Origin of the sequence: Pseudomonas sp. KCJK9000, assembly GCF_046230725.1 — a bacterium.
In the GTDB taxonomy this organism is placed as follows: Bacteria; Pseudomonadota; Gammaproteobacteria; order Pseudomonadales; family Pseudomonadaceae; genus Aquipseudomonas; species Aquipseudomonas promysalinigenes.
On record NZ_JBJJLN010000023.1, the window covers coordinates 12,015 to 30,848 of the forward strand.

At 61.8% G+C, this 18,834-nt stretch carries 18 protein-coding genes; 5 read left to right on the top strand and 13 right to left on the bottom strand.

The genetic code is table 11. From position 1 onward, the window contains the following. Positions 1-62: 62 nt before the first annotated feature. The gene (gene yegQ, locus ACK59H_RS12365; protein WP_060480454.1) at positions 63-1,397 is read right to left on the bottom strand and encodes a tRNA 5-hydroxyuridine modification protein YegQ; all 1,335 of its coding nucleotides are present in this window, start codon (positions 1,395-1,397) and stop codon (positions 63-65) included. Between the two features lie 129 nt (positions 1,398-1,526). Here yegQ and ACK59H_RS12370 point away from each other — a divergent pair, with 129 nt between their 5' ends. Continuing rightward, positions 1,527-2,591, top strand: coding sequence for an AI-2E family transporter (locus ACK59H_RS12370; RefSeq protein ID WP_060480455.1), 1,065 nt, complete (start codon positions 1,527-1,529; stop codon positions 2,589-2,591). Positions 2,592-2,598: 7 nt separating this feature from the next. On the opposite strand, the gene ACK59H_RS12375 is transcribed toward ACK59H_RS12370, so the two are convergent. Beyond that, positions 2,599-4,662, bottom strand: coding sequence for a TonB-dependent receptor family protein (locus tag ACK59H_RS12375; protein WP_409264471.1), 2,064 nt, complete (start codon positions 4,660-4,662; stop codon positions 2,599-2,601). A gap of 230 nt (positions 4,663-4,892) precedes the next feature. Between ACK59H_RS12375 and ACK59H_RS12380 the strand changes: the two genes are divergently transcribed. The 3 genes from ACK59H_RS12380 to ACK59H_RS12390 are packed head-to-tail and all read left to right on the top strand — an operon-like array spanning position 4,893 to position 5,877. Beyond that, entirely contained in the window at positions 4,893-5,141 is a 249-nt protein-coding gene (locus ACK59H_RS12380; protein ID WP_060480254.1) for a response regulator transcription factor, read from the top strand. A gap of 9 nt (positions 5,142-5,150) precedes the next feature. After that, on the top strand, positions 5,151-5,522 hold the full coding sequence (locus ACK59H_RS12385; RefSeq protein ID WP_081016702.1) for a head completion/stabilization protein: 372 nt from the start codon (positions 5,151-5,153) through the stop codon (positions 5,520-5,522). Positions 5,523-5,532: 10 nt separating this feature from the next. After that, entirely contained in the window at positions 5,533-5,877 is a 345-nt protein-coding gene (locus ACK59H_RS12390) for a hypothetical protein (RefSeq protein ID WP_371326792.1), read from the top strand. Here the strand turns inward: ACK59H_RS12390 and ACK59H_RS12395 are convergent. Further along, entirely contained in the window at positions 5,874-6,266 is a 393-nt protein-coding gene (locus tag ACK59H_RS12395) for a helix-turn-helix domain-containing protein (protein ID WP_060480257.1), read from the bottom strand. The two genes, ACK59H_RS12390 and ACK59H_RS12395, sit on opposite strands and share 4 nt — an antisense overlap. Positions 6,267-6,467: 201 nt before the next feature. Between ACK59H_RS12395 and ACK59H_RS12400 the strand changes: the two genes are divergently transcribed. Then, a complete protein-coding gene (locus ACK59H_RS12400) occupies positions 6,468-6,737 on the top strand; it encodes an ogr/Delta-like zinc finger family protein (protein ID WP_060480265.1) in 270 nt (89 codons plus the stop codon). A gap of 78 nt (positions 6,738-6,815) precedes the next feature. Here the strand turns inward: ACK59H_RS12400 and nuoN are convergent, their stop codons facing one another. From nuoN to nuoE, 10 genes are all read right to left on the bottom strand, one after another. Beyond that, a complete protein-coding gene (nuoN, locus tag ACK59H_RS12405; protein WP_060480258.1) occupies positions 6,816-8,285 on the bottom strand; it encodes an NADH-quinone oxidoreductase subunit NuoN in 1,470 nt (489 codons plus the stop codon). Between the two features lie 7 nt (positions 8,286-8,292). Further along, positions 8,293-9,825 carry an NADH-quinone oxidoreductase subunit M gene (gene nuoM, locus ACK59H_RS12410; protein ID WP_060480259.1) on the bottom strand — a complete coding sequence of 511 codons (1,533 nt, stop codon included), beginning with the start codon at positions 9,823-9,825 and terminating at the stop codon, positions 8,293-8,295. Positions 9,826-9,874: 49 nt separating this feature from the next. Beyond that, positions 9,875-11,728, bottom strand: a complete 1,854-nt coding sequence (gene nuoL, locus ACK59H_RS12415; RefSeq protein WP_060480260.1) for an NADH-quinone oxidoreductase subunit L — start codon at positions 11,726-11,728, stop codon at positions 9,875-9,877. Then, on the bottom strand, positions 11,725-12,033 hold the full coding sequence (nuoK, locus tag ACK59H_RS12420) for an NADH-quinone oxidoreductase subunit NuoK (RefSeq protein ID WP_023631349.1): 309 nt from the start codon (positions 12,031-12,033) through the stop codon (positions 11,725-11,727). The genes nuoL and nuoK overlap by 4 nt, the downstream gene beginning before the upstream one ends. Positions 12,034-12,036: 3 nt before the next feature. Beyond that, positions 12,037-12,537: an NADH-quinone oxidoreductase subunit J gene (nuoJ, locus tag ACK59H_RS12425; RefSeq protein ID WP_060480261.1), complete on the bottom strand. Its 501-nt coding sequence runs from the start codon at positions 12,535-12,537 to the stop codon at positions 12,037-12,039. 10 nt (positions 12,538-12,547) lie between these two features. Continuing rightward, a complete protein-coding gene (nuoI, locus tag ACK59H_RS12430) occupies positions 12,548-13,096 on the bottom strand; it encodes an NADH-quinone oxidoreductase subunit NuoI (RefSeq protein ID WP_016488223.1) in 549 nt (182 codons plus the stop codon). A gap of 11 nt (positions 13,097-13,107) precedes the next feature. Further along, positions 13,108-14,115, bottom strand: a complete 1,008-nt coding sequence (gene nuoH, locus ACK59H_RS12435) for an NADH-quinone oxidoreductase subunit NuoH (RefSeq protein ID WP_054884882.1) — start codon at positions 14,113-14,115, stop codon at positions 13,108-13,110. Next, positions 14,112-16,826 (bottom strand): NADH-quinone oxidoreductase subunit NuoG, encoded by a 2,715-nt coding sequence (gene nuoG / locus ACK59H_RS12440; RefSeq protein WP_060480262.1) that lies wholly within the window; start codon positions 16,824-16,826, stop codon positions 14,112-14,114. The genes nuoH and nuoG overlap by 4 nt, the downstream gene beginning before the upstream one ends. Positions 16,827-16,958: 132 nt before the next feature. Further along, a complete protein-coding gene (gene nuoF, locus ACK59H_RS12445) occupies positions 16,959-18,338 on the bottom strand; it encodes an NADH-quinone oxidoreductase subunit NuoF (protein ID WP_060480263.1) in 1,380 nt (459 codons plus the stop codon). Continuing rightward, positions 18,335-18,832 carry an NADH-quinone oxidoreductase subunit NuoE gene (gene nuoE, locus ACK59H_RS12450; RefSeq protein WP_003251433.1) on the bottom strand — a complete coding sequence of 166 codons (498 nt, stop codon included), beginning with the start codon at positions 18,830-18,832 and terminating at the stop codon, positions 18,335-18,337. The genes nuoF and nuoE overlap by 4 nt, the downstream gene beginning before the upstream one ends. Positions 18,833-18,834: the final 2 nt, after the last annotated feature.

Sequence of the window (18,834 nt, forward strand, 5' to 3'; positions counted from 1 at the left end):
AGTGGGTCAGCAGGATAACCCAAGGCATCATGCGCTGCAGCGCTGCCGGCAGCCGGTGGTTGTCAGGCCGGTCTTTCATCGTTGCGCAGGTCGCGCATCAGCAGGCCGAAGTCGAGCGATACCTGTTCGGGGATCGGCAGGTACACCACGTGACCATCTCCGGGCGCTACTTCAAGGTCACGTTGCTGGCGATCACAAAGGCGGTGCAGGTCGAAGTGGTAGTTGCCACGCGGGGTCATCAACTCAAGGTGATCACCCAATGCGAAGCGGTTCTTGACCTTGACCTCGGCCAGGCCCTCCACGCGCAATCCTGTTAGCTCACCCACGAATTGCTGTCGGTCAGACAGCGAGTTGCCACGCTGGTAGTTCTGGTATTCATCGTGCACATGGCGGCGTAGGAAGCCTTCGGTATAACCGCGCTGCGCCAGTGATTCGAGGTTGTCCATCAGCGTCATGTCAAATGGCCGACCCGCTGCGGCATCGTCGATGGCCTTGCGGTAGGACTGTACCGCACGGGCACAGTAGAAGTGGCTCTTGGTGCGGCCTTCGATCTTCAAGGAGTGCACGCCCATGGCCGCCAGGCGTCCGACGTGCTGGATGGCGCGCAGGTCCTTGGCATTCATGATGTAGGTCCCATGCTCATCCTCGAAGGCCGGCATGTCGCCGTCCGGGCGTTCGCTTTCGCGTAGGAGGAAGACTTGATCCGTCGGCGTGCCCAATCCCAAGGTCGGCTCGACCTCGCGGACGATGTCGCCGGTAGTGTCCTGTGTGGCGGGGGTGGCCTGATACTTCCAGCGGCAGGCATTGGTGCAGGTGCCTTGGTTGGCATCGCGCCGGTTCAGGTAGCCGGACAACAGGCAGCGCCCGGAATAGGCCATGCACAGTGCGCCGTGAACGAATACCTCCAGCTCCATGTCCGGCACCTGCTGGCGAATTTCTTCGATTTCCTGCAGCGACAGCTCACGTGACAGGATCACACGGCTCAGGCCCAATCGCTGCCAGAACTGCACGCTGGCCCAGTTCACCGTATTGGCCTGCACCGAAAGGTGCACCGGCATCGTGGGAAAGTGCTCGCGCACCAGCATGATCAGGCCAGGATCGGACATGATCAAAGCATCGGGGGCCATGTCGATCACCGGCTTCAGATCCTTTAGAAAGGTCTTGAGCTTGGCGTTGTGCGGGGCGATGTTGACCACCACGTAGAAACGTTTGCCCAAGGCATGCGCCTCGTCGATGCCTTGGGCCAGGGTCGCGTGGTCGAACGCGTTGTTGCGCACCCGCAGGCTATAGCGGGGTTGGCCTGCGTAGACGGCATCGGCGCCGTAGGCAAAGGCATAGCGCAGGGTCTTCAGGCTGCCAGCAGGGGCTAGCAGTTCAGGCTTGGCGGGTAGGTTCATCGGGCGCACCGGGCAAAGCCGCGGATGCTAAGGGTTGTTTGGCAGCGGAGTATTGATTTGAATCATGACCAAGCTGGCACTTTTGCAAAGGTGAGATGCACTAAGGACCATGACACCTGAGGATCAACCATGAACCACGACGCTCTACAGAACAAAGCCTTGGCAGTACTCCTGGCGCTGGTCACCATCGCCTTCGCCTGGATTCTGCTGCCTTATTACGGCGCCATCTTCTGGGCGGTGATTCTCGGCATCCTGTTCGCACCGCTGCAGCGTCACTTGGTCATGCGTTTCGGCCGGCGCCGCAACCTGGCGGCGCTCACCACGTTGCTGGTGTGCCTGCTGGTGGCGGTGTTGCCGGTTATCGTCACCAGTGCGCTGCTGGTGCAGGAAGGCGCCAGCTTGTATCAGCGTATCGAAAGCGGGCAGTTGGATATCGCCGGGTACGTCGAGCATGGCAAGAACATGCTTCCGGCCTTCGCCCAGCACGGGCTGGACAACTTGGGCATGGGCAACCTTGAGGGGTTGCGTGACAAGATTACCAAATGGGCCACTCAAGGTAGCCAGGTGCTGGCCAGCCAGGCGTTCAGTTTCGGCCAGGGCACGTTCGAGTTTCTGGTGAGCTTCGGCATCATGACGTATTTGCTGTACTTCTTCCTGCGTGAGGGCGCCGATATAGCGCGGCGCGTACGCATGGCGGTGCCGCTGCCCGAGCAGCAGAAACGTCGGCTGCAGCTCAAGTTTCAACGCGTGGTTCGAGCTACCGTCAAGGGTAACGTGGTGGTCGCTATCACCCAGGGGGCACTGGGTGGCTTCATCTTCTGGGTGCTGGATATTCCCAGTGCGCTGATCTGGGGCGTGCTGATGGCGTTCCTGTCGCTGTTGCCGGCAGTGGGCGCAGGAATCGTCTGGGCCCCGGTAGCCGCCTACTTCCTGCTAACGGGGGAGATTCTGCCGGGGGTGATCCTCGCCGCCTTCGGCGTACTGGTCATTGGCTTGGTTGATAACCTACTGCGACCGATCCTGGTGGGTAAGGACACACGCATGCCCGACTACCTGATTCTTGTGTCTACGCTGGGCGGGCTGACGGTGTTCGGGCTCAATGGCTTCGTGATCGGGCCGTTGATCGCCGCGCTGTTTCTTTCCAGTTGGACAATTTTCGCCGAAAGCAGGCCGCAGGTGCAGTTACCGTCGTGATGGCCTGCTACCGAAACCTATAGGAAACGCCCGCATACACCGCCAAGCCCTCACCCGGTGTAGAGCGGGCGACGTCCTGGCCTGCATCGTTGTAGCCTGGTGTTACCGTGGCGGCGTAACGCTTGTTGGTCAGGTTGCGCAGGTCCAGCCAGGTTTGCCAGTCCTGTTTGGGGGAGTCCCAGCCCAGGCGCGCACCAAGCAGCGCGTAGGCATCGGCGTGGTAGCTATTGGCGTAATCGACCTGCACCTTTGAGGCCAGCTGCGTATTGACCCCGGCATACAAGCCGCTTGGCCAGTCGTAGCGCAGTTCGGCCTGGTAGTAGTGCATGGGAATGCCGGGCAAGCGGTTGTCGCCGAAGGTTTCATCGTCGCGGTAATGGAAGTCACTGAAGGTATAGGCCTGGCGCAGGCTTAGCGTGCCGCTTGCCGGTTGCTGCCAGAGAACGCTGTTCAGGCCGGCCTCGATACCTTGGTGCACGGTGGGGCTGGCATTGAACTCCTTGAACGGCAGACCCTGCACCACCTCCACGTTCAGCAGCTCATGGCGTACTTGCGAGTAGTACCAGGCCAAGTCCCACTGTCCTAGCGCCGAATCACCGCGGGCGCCGAGCTCCAGAGTGGTGGCTGTCTGATTGTGCATCTTCATCGGCTGGTTGGTGACCGGCGCACTCCAGACAAGCGACCAAGGGTGCGGTGGTTCTACCGATCGGCTAAGGTTGCCGTACAGTTGCAAGTCCGGGCGAATGTCGTAGCGCAGGCCGATGCGTGGCGCGTAGTCCCAATCATGCTGGCTGACCCTGCCGCCACTGGCGGGGTAGGTGACATCGCTTTCCCGGCGGGTGTAGATCATGGCCAGCCCGGTGGTCAGCCAAAGGTCGGGCACCAGTTCCAGGTCATTACCGACATGGAGTACGGTGTCCGAACCTTGGTAGCTGAAGTCTCTAGTGCGAGCGCCGACCACATCATTGACCCGCGAGAACTGAGAAGCGCCGCTATTGGGCAGATGCTTGGTAGTACGCCAGCCGATGTTGGTCTTGCTCTGTAAGCCCAATAGGGTGTCGCGCCGAAAATAGTTCAGCGTGCCACTGACATCGCTGTAGGCCACCTTCAAGCGCATGGCGCCTTCGCGCAGGTCCATCGGGTAATCGTGATAGACCAGCCCGGTTTCCACGCGCGAATCATCCTCAAAGTAGAACGTGGTCTTGTTGCCGACCCAGGTACTGCCCGGTTGCGGCCGGCTGTCATTGCGCGATAGGTAACCGGGGTTGGCTGCTCGAGGGTCGTGCTTGATCTGCGCCTTGGTCAGGCGCCCAGCCAGTTCGTTCTGGGTTTCGCGGTAGCGTAGGTAAAAGCGCGTTTCCAGATTCGGGTTGAAGCGGTAGCCGACGTTGGCGGCAACACCTTTGGAGCTGCCGCTGCTGTGCGCTTGGTAGCCGTCGTACTGCGAATCGGTCAGGGCCACGTAGTAGTCAAGGTTGCCCAACACTTGCCCGGAACTGATCTGGCGGTGCTGATAGCCGCGGCTGCCCAGCTCGTAGCGCAGTTGCAGCGGCGCTGCATCAAAGCCTGTATGGGTCACATAATTGATGGCGCCGCCCAGCGCCAAAGCCCCCTGGTCGAAGCCGTTGGCCCCGCGCAGTACCTCGGCTCGGCTTAGCCACAGGGGTTCGAAGAGTTCATAGGGCGTGCCGCCCGGGCCGGTGAGCGGCAGGCCGTCGAACATGGTGTATACACCCGAGCCATGTGCGCCCGGCGCGCGGTTGATGCCCGAACCACGGATCGATAGCTTGATACCGTCGTTACCGGCCGATTGGGCGAATACGCCAGGCTGATAGGCCAGCACATCCTGATTGCTGGCAACCCGGCCTTGTCCCACCTTGCCCATGTCTATCAGGTTGCTGGCGCCAGGTACTTGCTCTAAGCGTTCGCGTGCGTCGTCCAGTGTGCTTTGCTCTTGGGCGTTGACCAGCATCTGACCCAGTTCGATCGCAGGCGCAGCCGTGGCTTGCTGGCTGACGGTGAAAATTGCCAGCACACCAAGGTAAGACGAGTAGGGTAAAACGGGACGCATCGTACAACTCCAGGCGATAGACGAATGGACAACGGCGTTGTGACGCACGAAAGGCAGGTTAGAGCACGGCGATAAGAAACTTTCCTGTGTAGTTCGGGTAGGCGGTATTTGTAGGAACGTTCTTTACAAGTGACACCGCTGGTGTGCAAAGGGCAGGCATTCGTAAGGTGGCTCCATAGGCGGCAGCACTGTCCGCTGCCGCATCTGGCGAACGACTAGGGAGCTCAGCGATGCAAACCAACCTGCGACCGACACCTGAAGGCCACACCGGTGCGCCGATCTACCTGACCCCGCGTGAACAGCAAGTGTTGCTGTGGTGCGCCTATGGCAAGAGTTCATGGGAGATTGGCCAGATCCTGCAGTGCAAAGAGTCGACAGTGAATTTTCACGTATCCAACCTATTGCGCAAGTTCGAGGTTCCCACGCGCGTAGCGGCGGTCATCAAAGCCATTCGCTACGGCATGCTGCAAGAGCAGTGAGGATATGACATGCGTGCAGAACAACACGAAGCTCCGTCAACCACCGAGTCCTCATTCAGCCCTCCAAGGTACCCTGATTGTCACGATCCATTTTGGCCCCGCATCGAACTTTGCGTCTTGCGTGAACGCCTGCAGCTGGACGGGAAGGTCAGTGAAGCCCGCCTTGCAGTGGCCGTGCGTTGCGCGGCAATCGAAGCGGCTGAGGAATTCGCCAATTGGCGCAGCGCATTGCGTGGTCATGGTTTCCGGCGTTTGGAGGATGTATGCGGGCATGCCAGTGGAAGGGCACTGTCGATCTGCTATCGATCCTTTGTCGAGGCTGCGGTTAGACGCGATCTACTGGGTGGGCCGCAAGGCCGCGAGGGGGGTAGCCATGGATGAACCCTATTTGATGGATGCAGCCATCGCGGCCATCTACCAATTGATCGACACCGAAGGCCTAGCTCTGTTTGGCGCGTTATTGGGTACCCTGCTGGTGAACGCAGTCAGAGACCGCTTCATCACCGTGTCGCGCAAGCGCCTGTCGGGCGGTAAGCAGCTGCTATTAGTGTTTCTGACATTAGGCGTGGGCTACTTGTTCGAACCTCTGCTGCTCTCGCTGGCGCCTATGTTATCTCGGGGAATGGCAGCCTTTGCCGCTGCGGTAGTGGTCATACCGATCACCTTGAAAGTGTTGGTGTGGCTGGACTCGGTGGACCTGCGCGAGCTCGTACAGCGCTGGCGGCGCCGTGATTAACCCAAGCCTGCACCGGGCAAGCACTTGGCCAGTTGCTGCACCTGCTGCTCCAGTTGACGTAAGCGTTGCTTGTCCTCGATGTGCAGAAGCACTGCCTGGCGGTCTGCGTGGGAAAGCTCACGCAGGCGCGTGAGCACGTCGCTTTCCCAGCTTTCCTGGGTTTGCTCGGCCGCGTTACCGTCGCGCTCACCGAGCAATAGCCAATCCAGCGAACAACCCTGTTTTCGGGCTAAATCTACGCATAATGAGTATGGAATGCTTTGGCGGACCTTCCAGCTGCTCAACGTCTGCGGGCTGACCTCCAGGCTTCTGGCCAGTTGAACGTCGGTGCTTGAACCCGTAATAAGCTTGAGGCGTGACAGCACCGCTGCAAACAAGTGGCTATTCATAGCAAATATCCATGACTGGTTTAATGACATTCCTTGGGCTTAAAATACTCTTAATGAATATATGCCCTTCTATTTGAGGAGATATCTTGGCATGAGCTGCAATTTGATGAAAAAGCTTTCTATGAAAGTAGCCAATACTCGACCTAAGTATCGAGTTTTCTTACAGCATGTTTATGCATTCCGCCTATGCAGGTACACGGCGTGAGTACTTATAAGCTGGTCTGCCCACATTGCAACAGCCGTATGCGCATTCGTACCAGTGAAGGTCGGCATATCTTTCTGCGCATTGCCTACTTGCAATGTATCAACGAGGCCTGTGGCTGGTCGGTGCGTGCGGAGTTCGAAATGACCCACGAACTTTCACCCAGTGGCATGCCCAACCCCGAAGTGCATCTGCCATCAGCGAGCAGAGAACTGCGCAGGTCTGCGCTTGCGCCACGCGCTCAAGAGTCGCACACGGCCGGGGATTGAAGGGCACCGGCTCGGCAGTTGCCAGGTGCAGATAACAAAACACCCCGCATGTGCGGGGTGTTTGTGTTGCAGCTGCGATCAGCCGAGCAGTTGCAGGCCAGCGTGCTGAACCATGTCCAACAGTGGCTGCGGGTACACACCCAGAACGAAGGCGAGAATGGCAATCGCGAGCAGCATTACACCGCCAGTGCGCTGTTCCCACTTCAGCGGGGCATCGTGGCGACGCAGGTTCGGTTCCACCAGGTACAGGGTGACCATCACACGCAGGTAGTAGTAGACGCCGATGGCGCTACCTATCACCAGCGCACCGACCAGCCACCACAACTGCGACTCGACGCCAGTGGCGATGATGTAGAACTTGCCAATGAAGCCTGCCGTCAGCGGAATGCCTGCCAGCGACAGCATCATCACGGTCAGTACCGCGGTCAGGTACGGACGGCGCCAGAACAGGCCGCGGTATTCGTACAGCGCGTCGGCGTCACGGCCACCGTAGGGCGACGACATCAGGGTGATCACGCCAAAGGCGCCCAGGCTGGTGATCACGTAGGTGACCAGGTAAACGCCCATGGCCTCCATGGCCAGGCCTTTGCTTGCGACCAGCGCGATGACCAGGTAGCCGAAGTGAGCGATGGACGAGTAACCGAGCAGACGCTTGAGGTTGCTCTGGGTCAACGCCAGCAGGTTGCCGACCAGGATCGAGGCTACTGCAATTACCGCAAGCACGGTGCTTAGTACGCCGCTGCTGGCAGCCGGCGACAGCATGAACAGGCGCACCACAACGGCGAACACGGCAACCTTGCTGGCTGTGGCCAGAAACGCGGCGACTGGCGCCGGGGCGCCCTCGTAGACGTCCGGAGTCCACAGGTGGAAGGGCACAAGGGACAGCTTGAAGGCAAGGCCAACCAACATCATGCCCAGGCCCAGTTGAGCCATCAGGCTAGGCATGCTGGTAGCGGCGAGGGCCTTGCCCAGTTGGTCGAACGTCAGGCTGCCAGCATCGGCGTACAGCAAGGCCATGCCGAACAGCAGGAAGGCCGAGCCTGCGGCCGACAGCACCATGTACTTGATGCCGGCTTCCAAAGAACGCTTGTTGAAGAACGCATAGGCCACCAGGCCGTAGACCGGTACCGACAGCAGCTCAAGGCCGATGAACAGGCCAGCCAGGTGGTTGGCGCTCACCAGCACCAGGCCACCGAGGGCGGACATCAGCAGCAGCAGGTACAGTTCTTCACGGTTACCCGGGAAGCCTTTGGAGCCTTCACCCAGATAAGCGTGGGCCAAGGTCACGCAGGCCAAGGTTGCGACCAGGATGATCGCCATGTACAGGCAGGCGAACTTGTCGATGGTGACCAGCGAGGTGACCGCCAGTGGCGCGACCTTCAGCGCTGGCAGGATCGACAGCAGGGCCAGGTTCAGGCCCACGGTGGACAGCAGGAAGGTCTGCGAGTGGTTGCGCTTGCAGGCGATCGCCAACATCACCACCACCGTGGTGATGGTGGTGATCAGCATCGGCGCCAATGCGATGAAGTGTTGAGTGGTGAATTCCATAGCGCTCTTACCGGGCCGAAGCGAGTTGAGTGAAAGCGGAACCGAGCCACTGCTGCACACCACTCATGGTGGCTGCAGAGGTATCGAGGAACGGCTGTGGATACACGCCCAGCAGGATCAGCAGCCCGGCAAGGCCCAGGACCATGATCAGTTCGCGGCTATCCATGCCGGCCAGCACGGTGTCGGCCTTGGCCGGGCCGAAGTAGGCGCGGTGGATCATGATCAGTGAGTACACCGAACCGAATACCAGGCCAGTCGTGGCGATCACGGTGATCCACGGTACATGCACGAAGCTGCCGATCAAGATCAGGAACTCGCCGACGAAGTTGCCGGTGCCTGGCAGGCCCAGCGATGCCGCCGCGAAGAACAGGCTGATCGCTGGCAGGTAGGCGATGCGGTGCCACAGGCCACCCATCTGACGCATGTCACGGGTATGCAGACGCTCGTACAGCTGCCCGGACAGAATGAACAGCGCGGCTGCGGACAGGCCGTGGGCCAGCATCTGGATCACCGCGCCTTGCAGAGCTTGCTGGCTGCCCGAGTAGATACCAATCAGCACAAAGCCCATGTGCGAGACACTGGAGAAGGCGATCAGGCGCTTGATGTCGGTCTGCGCGAAGGCCAGGAAGGCACCGTAGAAGATCCCAATCAGGCCCAGGGTCATGGCGATAGGCGCGAACTCTGCCGAGGCATTGGGGAACAGCGGCAAAGCGAAGCGCAGCAGGCCGTAGGCCGCAGTCTTGAGCAAGATACCGGCAAGGTCCACGGAGCCTGCGGTCGGCGCCTGGGCGTGGGCGTCGGGCAGCCAGGAATGGAACGGCACCACCGGCAGCTTCACCGCGAAGGCGATGAAGAAGCCCAGCATCAGCAGGTACTCGGTACCGGCCGGCAGCTCGGCCTTGAGCAGGTCACTGTAGTTGAAGGTGATCACGCCGGTGTTGGTGTAGTTGACCAGCACCAGGCCAAGGATCGCCACCAGCATGATCAGGCCGCTGGCCTGGGTGAAGATGAAGAACTTGGTCGCCGCGTAGATCCTTGTCTTCTTGCCATCTGCCGAGCTATGGCCCCAGAGCGCGATGAGGAAGTACATCGGCACCAGCATCATTTCCCAGAAGAAGAAGAACAGGAACAGGTCCAGGGCCAGGAACACACCGACCACACCGCCGAGGATCCACATCAGGTTGAGGTGGAAGAAGCCGACGTGGCGTTGGATCTCTTTCCAGGAGCACAGCACCGACAGCACACCGAGCAGGCCGGTGAGCAGGATCATCAACAGCGACAGGCCATCGAGGGCCAGATGGATGCTGATGCCGAAGCGCTGGATCCACTGGACTTTGTATTCCAGGGCCCAGGCCGGTTCTGCGCCAGGAGCGGGGGCGAGAGTGTAGTCGCCGTGCGCCCACAGCCACAGGCCGATGCCGAGCAGCAGGGACATGGTCAGCAGCGCGATCCAGCGCGGCAGGGTGGCGCCGAAGCGCTCACCCAGCCAGCACAGGAAGCCGCCGATGAAGGGGATCAGGATCAGCCAAGGCAAAATCATGACGGGTTCGTTTCCTTTCGCAGAGTCGCAAGGTTCGCAAAGTTCATGGTCATACCGCTGCCACTACCACAGCGCCGAGTACCAGCACTGCGCCAACGGCGATCGAGGCGGTGTACCAGCGCAGCTGGCCAGTCTCGGTCTTGCTCATGGCGACGTGGCCGCCGCGAGCCATGCGAGGGATAAGGCCGATGCCGCGGTCAACCGGGTCCTTGCGCAGGAGGTGGCTGATCAACAGGTAAGGCTTGACGAACAGCTTGTCGTAGATCCAGTCGAAGCCCCAGGCGGCGAACCACCAGGCCGACAACACGCGCCCGATGCCGCTGTTGGCGATTGCACTGACCAAGCGGCGCTTGCCGAGGAACAGCAAGCCCGACAGCAGGATGCCTGCGATGGCGATGGCACCGGAGGTGATCTCCAACGCATGCTTGGCTTCGCCGCCGGCATGGCCGGCGCTTTGCGGCAGCACACCTGCCAGCGGTGGCGTGATCCAGGCACCGACGAACGTCGACAGCACGATCAGCACACCCAGTGGCAGCCAGTGGCTGATGCCGTGGCCAGCGTGGGCTTCGGTCTTCGCTTCGCCGTGGAAGGCGATGAAGATCAGGCGGAAGGTGTACAGCGAGGTCATGAACGCGCCCACCAGGCCGGCATACAGCAGGCCGGTGTTGCCACTGGCGAAGGCCTCCCAGAGGATCTCGTCCTTGGAGTAGAAGCCCACGGTCACGATCGGCAGTGCAGCCAAGGCGGCGCCGCCGACCACGAAGCTTGCGTATGCCAGCGGCAGCTTCTTCCACAGCCCGCCCATCTTGAAGATGTTCTGTTCGTGGTGGCAGGCAACGATCACCGCGCCGGAGGCAAGGAACAGCAGGGCTTTGAAGAACGCGTGAGTCATCAGGTGGAAGATCGCCGCGTCCCAGGCACCTACGCCCAGCGCAAGGAACATGTAGCCGATCTGGCTCATGGTCGAGTAGGCGAGGATACGCTTGATGTCGGTCTGCACCAGCGCGGCGAAGCCGGCCAGTACCAAGGTCACGCCACCGACCACGCCCACCAGGTGCAGAATGTCCGGTGCCAGCAGGAACAGGCCGTTGGTGCGGGCGATCAGGTACACGCCTGCGGTAACCATGGTTGCAGCGTGGATCAGCGCCGAAACCGGAGTCGGGCCCGCCATCGCGTCGGCCAGCCAGGTCTGCAGTGGCAGCTGGGCAGACTTACCGACCGCACCGCCCAGCAGCATCAGGGTCGCCAGCACCATCCAGGTATCGCCAGCCTGGAACTTCTGCGGCGCCAATACCAGCAGCTCCTGCACGTTCAGGGTTCCAAGCTGGGCGAACAGGATGAACAGGCCGATGGCCATGAACACGTCGCCGATGCGGGTGACGATGAACGCCTTGAGCGCGGCATTGCCGTTGTTGCGGTTGCTGTAGTAGAAACCGATCAACAGGTACGAGCACAGGCCCACGCCTTCCCAGCCGAAGTAGATGAACAGCAGGTTATCGCCCAGGATCAGGAACAGCATGCTGGCGATGAACAGGTTGGTGTACGAGAAGAAGCGCGAGTAACCGGCTTCGCCGCGCATGTACCAGGAGGCGAACAGGTGGATCAGGAAGCCGACCCCGGTAACCACGCCGAGCATGGTCACCGACAGGCCGTCCAGGTAGAGGGTGAAGTTCGGCGCGAAGCCGTCCACCGACATCCACTGCCACAGCAACTGGCTGTAAGCGCCGCCTTCAGGTGGGGCGACATTGAACTGCCAGATGACATAGGCAGCGGTGGCTGCCGAGAGGCCTACCGAGCCGACGCCGATCAGCGCCGAGAGGTTCTCCGAGAACCGCCCGCGCGAGAACGACAGCAGCACAAAGCCGATGAGGGGGAAGACGAAAGTCAGGAAGAGTAGGTTCATCCGCGCATCTCACTGGCAGCATCGATGTCGAGAGTGTGGAAGCGGCGATACAGCTGCAGCAGGATCGCCAGGCCAATACTGGCTTCGGCGGCTGCCAGGCTGATCACCAGAATGAACATCACCTGGCCGTCGGGCTGGACCCAGCGGGCACCGGCGACGATGAACGCCAGAGCAGCCGCGTTCATCATGACTTCCAGGCTCATCAGCACGAAGAGGATGTTGCGGCGGACCATCAGGCCAACCAAGCCTAAACAGAACAGGATGCCGGCGACTGCCAGACCATGTTCGAGAGGGATAGCACCCATGATTTACTCCTTCGCCTCGTTGCGGCCCAGGTGGAAGGCGGTGACCGCTGCTGCCAGCAGCAGCATCGATGCCAGTTCGACCACCAGCAGGTAGGGGCCGAACAGGCTGATACCCACTTCTTTGGGGCCGACGGTGGTACCGCTGATGGCCGCACCGGTCGGGGCGACGAACAGCACGTACAGCAGCTCCAGCAGCAGCAGGGCGGCCAGAAGCACCGGCCCTGCCCAGATGCCGGGCTTGAGCCAGCCCCTCTCCTGGGCCACCGAAGCCGGCCCCAGGTTGAGCATCATCACCACAAACACGAACAGCACCATGATGGCACCGGCATAGGCGATCACTTCCAGGGCGCCGGCAAACGGCGCGCCCAGGGCGAAGAAGATCATCGCAACGGAGATCAGCGAGATGATCAGGTAAAGCAAGGCGTGTACGGGGTTGGTGCCCGTCACCACCCGAAGGGTGGAGACCACGGCGATCCCGGATGCGAAGTAGAAAGCGAATTCCATCTTTCTGTCCTTATGGGAGCAAGCTCTTCACGTTGATCGGCTCGGCTTCGTTTTGTGCAGCGCCCTTGGGCTTGCCAGCGATCGCCATACCCGCAACACGGTAGAAGTTGTAGTCAGGGTTCTTGCCGGGGCCGGAGATCAGCAGATCTTCTTTCTCGTACACCAGGTCCTGACGCTTGAACTCGGCCATTTCGAAATCCGGAGTCAGCTGGATCGCGGTGGTCGGGCACGCCTCTTCACACAGGCCGCAGAAGATGCAGCGCGAGAAGTTGATGCGGAAGAACTCCGGGTACCAGCGCCCGTCCTCGGTTTCGGCCTTCTGCAGCGAGATGCAGCCGACCGGGCAGGCCACCGCGCAGAGGTTGCACGCTACGCAGCGCTCCTCGCCATCGGGGTCGCGGGTGAGAACGATGCGGCCGCGGTAGCGCGGCGGCAGGTACACGGGTTCTTCGGGGTACTGCAGGGTGTCGCGCTTGCGGAACCCGTGGGAGAACACCATGGCCAGGCTGCGCAGCTGAGTGCCGGTGCCCTTAACGATGTCGCCGATATACTTGAACATGGGTCAAATCCTCACTGGGCCGCGACGGCTGGCGTGTTGTAGAGCACGATCGCAGCGGTCACCAGCAAATTGATCAGGGTCAGCGGCAGGCAGAACTTCCAGCTGAAGTCCATCACCTGGTCATAGCGTGGGCGCGGGATAGACGCGCGCAGCAGGATGAACAGCATGATGAAGAACGCGGTCTTCAGGGCGAACCACAGGAACGACAGTTGCGGCAGGATGCCGAACGGGCCGTGCCAGCCGCCGAAGAACAGGGTCACCAGCAGCGCCGAGATGAGGATGATGCCGATGTACTCACCGACGAAGAACATGCCCCATTTCATGCCGGCATACTCGATGTGGTAGCCGTCGGCCAGTTCCTGCTCCGCTTCCGGCTGGTCGAATGGGTGACGGTGAGTCACGGCCACGCCAGCGATGAAGAATGTGCAGAAGCCAAAGAACTGCGGAATGATGAACCACAGGTTCTGCGCCTGATACTCGACGATGTCGCGCATGTTGAACGAGCCGACCTGCACCACCACGCCCATCAGCGCCAGGCCCAGGAACACTTCGTACGACACGGTCTGTGCCGAGGCGCGCAAGCTGCCCAGCAGGGCATACTTGTTGTTCGACGACCAGCCAGCGAACAGCACCGCATAAACCGAAAGGCCGGCCATGGCGAAGAAGAACAGCAGGCCGATGTTCAGGTCCGCCACGCCCCACAGCGGTGTGATCGGGATCACGCAGAAGGCGATCAACAGCGCACTCATGGCCACGACCGGCGCCAGGGTGAAGATCATGCGATCGACGAAAGGCGGGTTCCAGTCTTCCTTGAAGAACATCTTCAGCATGTCGGCCGCGATCTGGAACATGCCGAACGGGCCCACCCGGTTCGGACCATAACGGTCCTGCCACCAGCCCAGCAGGCGACGCTCGACGAAGCTGAGCAGTGCGCCGCAGACCACCACCGCGAGCAGGACCACGATGGCCCGGACCACGGTAAGGATCACATCGATCACTTCGGGGGTGAACCAGCTCATTGTGCTGCCTCCTGCAGACCTTCGACGGATGCACCGAAGATGGCAGGCGGAATGCCGGCCAGGCCTTTGGGCAACGCAACCAGGCCAGCGCCCAGTTCTTCATTGATGCGCAGCGGCAGGCACAGGGCCACACCGCCGACGTTGAAGCTCAGCAGCGCGCCGTCGTTGACGCCCAGGCGATCGGCTTCGGACTTGGCCAGGCCGACGTAGGCGGCCGGGATGCGCTCCTGCACCGGAGCGGCGCGCGAGGAGCTTTCTTCGCTGCCGAACAGGTGGAAGAACGGTACCGCAGTCCAGGTACCGCGGGCCGGGTTGAACGCGCCCGGAATGGTGTTGAACCAGCTCAGGCGATCGCCTTGGGATTCGATCAGACGAACGCCTGGGTCGCCGGCACGCAGGTGGCCACCGACCTCGTCCTGGAACTTGTTCCAGGCTTGCGGCGAGTTCCAACCCGGCGACCAGGCGAACGGCACCTGCTGGCGCGGTTCAGCCGAGCCCGAGTAACCTTCCATGGAGAAGGCGAACGCGGTGTCCTTGTCCTGGGGGGTACGTGGCTCGTGCACGCTGATGTTGGCGCGCATGGCGGTACGGCCGGAGTAACGCAGCGGCTCGCGGGCCAGCTTCAAGCCCTTGATGCGGAACGCCGCGCTCGGGGCTGCGTTGATGATGCCGGCCAGTTGCGGTACGGCTTGGGCGCAGGCGCTGGTGACATGGTCCAGCTGGGTCCAGTCGACCGGCTTGTTCAGCAAGGTGGCACGCAGGGCGTGCATCCAACGCCAGCCTTCGTGAACCAGGATGCTGCTGTCCAGGTACTGCGGGTCGAACACCTGGAAGAAGCGCTGAGCGCGGCCTTCCTGGCTCACCAGGGTACCGTCGCCTTCGGCGAACGAGGCCGCCGGCAGTACCAAGTGGGCGCGATCGACAGTGGCGGTCTTGGAGTGGTCGGCCACGATCACTACCTTGGCGGCGGCCAGGGCTGCATCAACCTTGGCAGCCGCTACGCGGGCGTACAGGTCGTTTTCCAGCACGACAATGGCGTCGGCCTTGCCGCTGATGACTGCGTCCAGCGCAGCGTCGAGCGACTCGCCACCCATCATGGCCATGCCCAGGCTGTTGGCCTCAGGCACCACCAGGCTCAGCGAGCCGTTCTTCTCGCGCAGCTTCAGCGCCTTGGCGATGTTGGCGGCGGCTTCGATCAGCGCAGGGTCGGCCAGCGAGGTACCGGCAATCACCAGCGGGCGTTTGGCCGCGACCAGGGCGTCGGCGATGCGCTGGGCCAGGGCCTTGGCTTCGTCGTCCAGACCAGCGACGGCAGGGGCGCTCGGGTCGATGGCGTTGGCCACGGCGAAACCGATGCGGGCCAGGTCAGCAGGGGCTGCGTGTACGCATTCTTCGGCAACGTCGTCCAGCTTGGTTTCGGCCAGCGAGGCGATGAACAGCGGGTACAGTGCGTGCTGGCCGATGTTTTTCACGGCGGCGTCCAGCCAAGGCTGCACTTTCATCGCTTCGGCCATGGCCTCGGCTTTGCCCTTGGTGGCCTGGCGCACGGACAGCGCCACACGGGCAGCAGTCTGGGTCAGGTCTTCACCGAGCACGAACACCGCGTCGTGGTCTTCGATGTCGCGCAGGGTCGGCACTGGCAGCGGGCTGTTGTTCAGCACGTTCAGGGCCAGGCGCACGCGGGCCAGTTCGCCTTCTTCCATGCCGGAGTAGAAATAGTCGGCGCCGACCAGCTCACGCAGGCCGTAGTTGCTTTCGAGGCTGGCGCGTGGCGAGCCGATACCAACGATGGTACGGCCGCGCAGCAGATCGGCGGCCTTGTCCAGAGCGGCGTCCAGGCCCAGCTTGGTGCCGTCGGCCAGATGTGGCTGGCGCGGGCGGTCCTTGCGGTTGACGTAGCCGTAGCCGAAGCGGCCGCGGTCGCACAGGAAGTACTGGTTGACCGAACCGTTGAAGCGGTTTTCGACCCGGCGCAGTTCGCCGTAGCGCTCACCCGGGCTGATGTTGCAGCCGCTGGAGCAGCCGTGGCAGATGCTCGGGGCGAACTGCATGTCCCATTTACGGTTGTAGCGCTCGGAGTGGGTCTTGTCGGTGAACACGCCGGTCGGGCAGACCTCGGTCAGGTTACCGGAGAACTCACTTTCCAATACACCGTCTTCGACGCGGCCGAAGTACACGTTGTCGTGGGCGCCGTACACGCCCAGGTCGGTACCCCCGGCGTAGTCCTTGTAATAACGCACGCAGCGGTAGCAGGCGATGCAGCGGTTCATCTCATGGGCGATGAACGGGCCGAGGTCCTGGTTCTGGTGGGTACGCTTGGTGAAACGGTAGCGGCGCTCGTTGTGGCCGGTCATTACCGTCATGTCCTGCAGGTGGCAGTGACCGCCTTCCTCGCACACCGGGCAGTCGTGCGGGTGGTTGGTCATCAGCCATTCGACGACGCTTGCGCGAAACGCCTTGGACTCATCATCGTCGATGGAGATCCAGGTGCCGTCGGAGGCTGGGGTCATGCAGGACATGACGATGCGACCACGGGTGTCGTTCTCGTCGGTGTACTGCTTGACCGCACACTGCCGGCAGGCGCCGACGCTACCAAGCGCCGGGTGCCAGCAGAAATAAGGAATGTCGAGGCCGAGCGACAGACAAGCCTGTAACAGGTTGTCCGCACCGTTGACTTCGAGCGCTTTGCCGTCTACGTGGATAGTGGCCATTGTTCAAAGTTCTTCGTTGGCCCGCGTGAGCGGGCGTGGCTAATGGAAATCGGTGAGCTTGCGACACGCCACGATCTCTCGGGCCTGCCGGCTAGCTGGCGAGTGGCACGGGCCACTGGCCTAATCATCTTGTTATGCGCCGACCACGATCGGCCCGGGCTGGATTGGCTTTGCCAGGTTCGCGCGCAAAGCATCACCAGCACCCGCTGGAGCGACACCTGCCTCGAACTCCGAGCGGAAGTATTTGATGGCACTGCCCAATGGCTCGACGGCACCTGGTGCGTGAGCACAGAAGGTACGGCCTGGGCCGAGGAAGTTGACCAGCCCCAGCAGCGTCTCGATGTCTTCGGCGCGACCTTGGCCGTTTTCCAGCGCGCGCAGCATTTTCACGCTCCACGGCAAGCCGTCACGGCATGGGGTGCACCAGCCGCACGATTCGCGGGCGAAGAACTCTTCCATGTTACGCAGCAGCGAGACCATGTTGATGCTGTCGTCGACCGCCATGGCAAGGCCGGTACCCATGCGGGTGCCTACCTTGGCGATGCCACCGGCGTACATCTGTGCGTCGAGGTGCTCTGGCAGCAGGAACCCAGTACCGGCGCCGCCTGGCTGCCAGCACTTGAGCTTGAAGCCATCGCGCATGCCGCCGGCATAGTCTTCGAACAGCTCGCGGGCGGTCACGCCGAATGGCAGTTCCCACAGGCCAGGGTTCTTCACCTTGCCGGAGAAGCCCATCAGCTTGGTGCCGTGGTCTTCGCTGCCTTCGCGGGCCAGCGACTTGTACCAGTCGTTGCCGTTGGCAACGATGGCTGGCACGTTGCACAGGGTTTCTACGTTGTTCACGCATGTCGGCTTGCCCCACACACCCACGGCGGCAGGGAAGGGCGGCTTGGAACGCGGGTTGGCGCGGCGGCCTTCCAGCGAGTTGATCAGTGCGGTTTCTTCACCGCAGATGTAGCGCCCGGCACCGGTGTGCACGAACAGCTCGAAGTCAAAGCCGCTGCCCAGGATGTTCTTGCCCAGCAAGCCTGCGGCTTTGGCTTCATCGATGGCACGGTTGAGGTTCTTCGCCGCAGTGGTGTACTCGCCACGCAGGAAGATGTAGCCACGGTAGGCCTTCAGGGCGCGGGCGCTGATCAGCATGCCCTCGACCAGCAGATGGGGCTGTTGCTCCATCAGCATGCGGTCCTTCCAGGTGTTGGGTTCCATTTCGTCCGCGTTGCACAGCAGGTAGCGGATGTTCATGGATTCGTCTTTGGGCATCAGGCCCCACTTCACGCCAGTGGGGAAACCTGCACCGCCCCGGCCCTTGAGGCCAGAGTCCTTGACGCTTTGCACGATGTCGTCGGCGGACATGTCTGCCAGCGCCTTGCGCGCGGCGGCATAGCCGTTCTTCGACTCGTACTCGGCCAGCCAGACCGGCTCACCGTCATCTCGCAGGCGCCAGGTCAGCGGGTGGGTTTCGGCCGAACGCGCGATGCGGTTGGCCGGGCCGAAGGAAGTAATGGTCATACGTAACCCTCCAGCAGTTTGGAAACGCCAGCCGGCTGCACGTCACCGAAGGTGTCGTCATCGATCATCAGCGCCGGGGCCTTGTCGCAGTTGCCCAGGCAGCACACCGGCAGCAGGGTAAAACGCCCGTCCGCGGTGGTCTGGCCGAGGCCGATACCTAGTTCGCTTTGAATCTGGCTGACCACGGATTCGTGGCCACCGATGTAGCAGACCATGCTGTCGCACACACGGATGATGTGGCGGCCAACAGGCTGACGGAAGATCTGGCTGTAGAATGTGGCCACACCTTCGACGTCGCTTGCCGGGATGCCAAGCACTTCGCCGATGGCATGGATGGCGCCATCGGGCACCCAGCCACGTTCCTTCTGGACGATCTTCAAGGCTTCGATGGACGCCGCGCGCGGGTCCTCGTAGTGATGCATTTCGTGCTCGATGGCCGAGCGCTCGGTTTCGCTCAGGGCGAAACGGTCTGTCTGGATAAGCGTGCTGTTCATGC